The following is a 2,957-nucleotide window of genomic DNA, read 5'->3' as shown; positions in this document are numbered from 1 at the left end:
GCCCCCGACTCCCCCAGCGCCCGCAGCACGTCCGCGACCAGGTCCTCCGTGTCCTCCGTGCCGACGGAGAGCCGTACGAAGCCGTCCGGGACCGCGTCGCCGCCCCAGCGGCCACGGCGTTCGGCGGTGGAGCGCACCCCGCCGAAGCTCGTCGCGTCGTCCACGAGCCGCAGCGACTCCAGGAACCGTTCCGCGTGGGCGCGGGAGGCGAGGGTGAACGACACGACGCAGCCGTAGCGGCGCATCTGCCGGGCGGCGACCTCGTGCGAGGGGTCCTCGGGCAGCCCCGGATAGCGCACCGCGACCACCTCGGGCCGGTCCTTCAGCGCCCGCGCCACCGCCAGCGCGTTCGCGCTCTGCCGGTCCACCCGCAGGGCCAGCGTCGCGAGCGAGCGGTGCCCGAGCCACGCCTCCATCGGCCCCGGGATCGCGCCGACGATCTTGCGCCAGCGCCGTACGGCCGCCATGGCCTCCCCGGCGCGGCCGGTGACGTACCCGAGGAGCACGTCACCGTGCCCGCTGAGCTGTTTCGTGCCGCTCGCGACGGAGAAGTCGGCGCCGAGCTCCAGCGGGCGCTGGCCGAGGGGGGTGGCGAGCGTGTTGTCGACGGCGACCAGGGCGCCGCGCGCGTGCGCCGCCTCGGCGAGCCGACGGACGTCGCACACGTCGAGCTCCGGGTTGGACGGCGTCTCGATCCACAGCAGCTTCGCGCCGTCCAGTACCGCGAGCTGCGCGTCCTTGCCGGTCGGCGCGGTGCGCACCTCGATGCCGTACGCCTCCAGCTGGGCGCGCACCAGCGGCAGCGCCTGGTAGCCGTCGTCCGGGAGGACCACCGTGTCGCCGGAGCGGAGCTGGGAGAAGAGGACGGCCGAGATCGCCGCCATCCCGGAGGCGAACGCCAGCGTCTCCACGCCGTCGTCCTCTCCGGGCGCCTCCAGCTCGGCCACGGCGCGCTCCAGGAGCGTCCAGGTGGGGTTCTCGTCCCGGCCGTAGGTGTACGGGCCCGTCGGCTCGCCGGGGAGGTGGTAGTGCGCGGCGAAGACGGGCCCGGGCAGGGCGGGCTCGTACTTGACGGGCTCGGGCAGCCCGGCCCGCACGGCGCGGGTGCCCTCGCCCATCTCGGTGTCGCTCATGTCGTCCGTCCCTCCACGTCCTCCCGCACAGCGGCGAGCAGCCCTTCGCTCGCCGCCTCCACCATCTCAAGGCACGCCTCGAAGCCCGCACGGCCCCCGTAGTAGGGGTCGGGGACGTCGAGGCCGGACTCGGCCGCGGCGCTGTCGTACGAGCGCAGGAGGCGGACCTTCGCGGCGTCCTCCGGCGTCGGGGCGAGGCGGCGCAGGGCCTTGAGGTGGCCGGCGTCGAGGGCGATCACCAGGTCGAGGTCCGCGAACCAGGCGCGTTCGAAGCGGCGGGCCGTGTGGGCCGTGCCGTATCCGTGCTCCCGCAGGACCGCGACCGTGCGCGGGTCGGCGCTCTCGCCCTCGTGCCAGGCGTCCGTACCGGCGCTGTCGACCTCGACGCGGCCCGCCAGACCGGCGTCCGCCACGCGCGCGCGGAACACCGATTCGGCCATCGGGGAACGGCAGATGTTGCCGGTGCAGACGAAGCAGACGCGGTAGGCCATGGGCGCTCAGTCCCCGTCGGGCAGGGCGAGGTTCAGCGCCCAGGAGACGACGGAGATGATCAGGCCGCCCAGGACGGCCGTCCAGAAGCCCTCCACGTGGAAGCTGAGGTCGAGTTTGTCGGCCAGCCACGACGTCAGCAGCAGCATCAGCGCGTTGACGACCAGCGTGATCAGGCCGAGCGTGAGGATGAACAGCGGGAAGGTCAGCACCTTCACGACCGGCTTGACCAGGAAGTTCACGAGCCCGAACAGCAGGGCGACGAGCAGCAGGGTGCCGATCTTCTTGCCGTTGCTGTCACCGGTCAGGGTGATCTTGTCCAGCAGCCAGACGGCGACCGCCAGGGCGCCCGCGTTGGCGATCGTCTTGACTACGAAAATCTTCATGTGTCTGATCGTTCCAGAGAGATCGACGGCCTAACCGGGCCATGAGCGGGACGAGGGCGATGAAGGCATTCCGGCTGGACGAACTGGAGGCGGAACGAGCCGCCAACGACGGCGCCTACCTGCAGTTCTTGCGCGAGCGGAACATGTCGGTCGGTCTGTACGCGCTCGACGCGGGCACCCACGATCCACAGAACCCGCACAACCAGGACGAGGTCTACTTCGTGGTCAGCGGGCGCGCGTCGATCACCGTCGGCATGGAGACGACCGAGGTGGCGCGCGGCAGCGTCGTCTACGTGCCCGCCGGGGTCGCCCACAAGTTCCACCACATCAGCGAGGACCTGAGGGTGCTGGTCGTGTTCTCTCCTCCGGAACGCTGAGCCGGAACCCCGCCCTCCCCTAGGGGACGGGTCAGGGGAGGACAAGGGGTGCGAAGCCCCCGCCCGGCCCCCGGGGGGACCTAGCATCGAAGCAGGACATCCGAGAAGGGCCGGTGGCCGAAAGGGCCGCCGGCCGGCGCACAGATGAGGACAAGGGCGATGCGAGAGATCTTCGCGGGACTGCCGTGGTGGGTGAAGTGGGTGGCGGTGCCGGTCATCGCCATCGTCGTGTTCGGCGGCCTGATAGCCAGCGTCGTCGGCTTCGTGATCGGCCTGCTGTTCAAGGTGCTGGTGTTCGTCGCGCTCGTCGGCGGACTGGTCTACGTCGTACGGAAGTTCACGGCCGGCTCCTCCTCCCGCTCCGACTGGTGACGCGGGAGACCGGTAACAGGGGACGCCGGTTCCCTCGGGCGGGGGAAGTTTCCCGCGCAGCGCGGCGGCGCGGCCGTACGGGCCGTTAGAGTCCGGAATCCGACGCGGGGACGAGCCCGCACGGACGACCCCTCGCGCTCCGGGAGTGCCCCTTGGCGACGGCTGACACCTCCCCCGCGGAACCGGGCGCACCCCCCGCC

The 2,957-nt window shown here is 71.9% G+C and carries 5 protein-coding genes; 2 read left to right on the top strand and 3 right to left on the bottom strand.

Going from position 1 to position 2,957, the window contains the following annotated elements; genetic code table 11:
- From AOK24_RS38470 to AOK24_RS38460, 3 genes are all read right to left on the bottom strand, one after another.
- Positions 1–1,133, bottom strand: a 1,133-nt coding sequence (locus AOK24_RS38470) for a cystathionine gamma-lyase (RefSeq protein ID WP_055724582.1), incomplete at its 3' end; no start/stop codon positions are given.
- On the bottom strand, positions 1,130–1,624 hold the full coding sequence (locus AOK24_RS38465; protein WP_055724581.1) for a low molecular weight protein-tyrosine-phosphatase: 495 nt from the start codon (positions 1,622–1,624) through the stop codon (positions 1,130–1,132). The genes AOK24_RS38470 and AOK24_RS38465, both read right to left, overlap by 4 nt.
- Before the next feature lie 6 nt (positions 1,625–1,630).
- Entirely contained in the window at positions 1,631–2,008 is a 378-nt protein-coding gene (locus AOK24_RS38460) for a phage holin family protein (RefSeq protein ID WP_055724580.1), read from the bottom strand.
- Positions 2,009–2,067: 59 nt separating this feature from the next.
- Between AOK24_RS38460 and AOK24_RS38455 the strand changes: the two genes are divergently transcribed.
- A complete protein-coding gene (locus tag AOK24_RS38455) occupies positions 2,068–2,385 on the top strand; it encodes a cupin domain-containing protein (RefSeq protein WP_055724579.1) in 318 nt (105 codons plus the stop codon).
- A 159-nt stretch (positions 2,386–2,544) separates the two neighbouring features.
- Positions 2,545–2,757, top strand: a complete 213-nt coding sequence (locus AOK24_RS38450; RefSeq protein WP_055724578.1) for a DUF5326 family protein — start codon at positions 2,545–2,547, stop codon at positions 2,755–2,757.
- Positions 2,758–2,957 lie beyond the last annotated feature (200 nt).

The sequence above is a fragment of the Streptomyces niveiscabiei genome (genome assembly GCF_001419795.1).
In the GTDB taxonomy this organism is placed as follows: Bacteria; Actinomycetota; Actinomycetes; order Streptomycetales; family Streptomycetaceae; genus Streptomyces; species Streptomyces niveiscabiei.
Note: the sequence above shows the minus strand (reverse complement) of the source record. Positions and strands in the feature narration are given on the sequence as shown.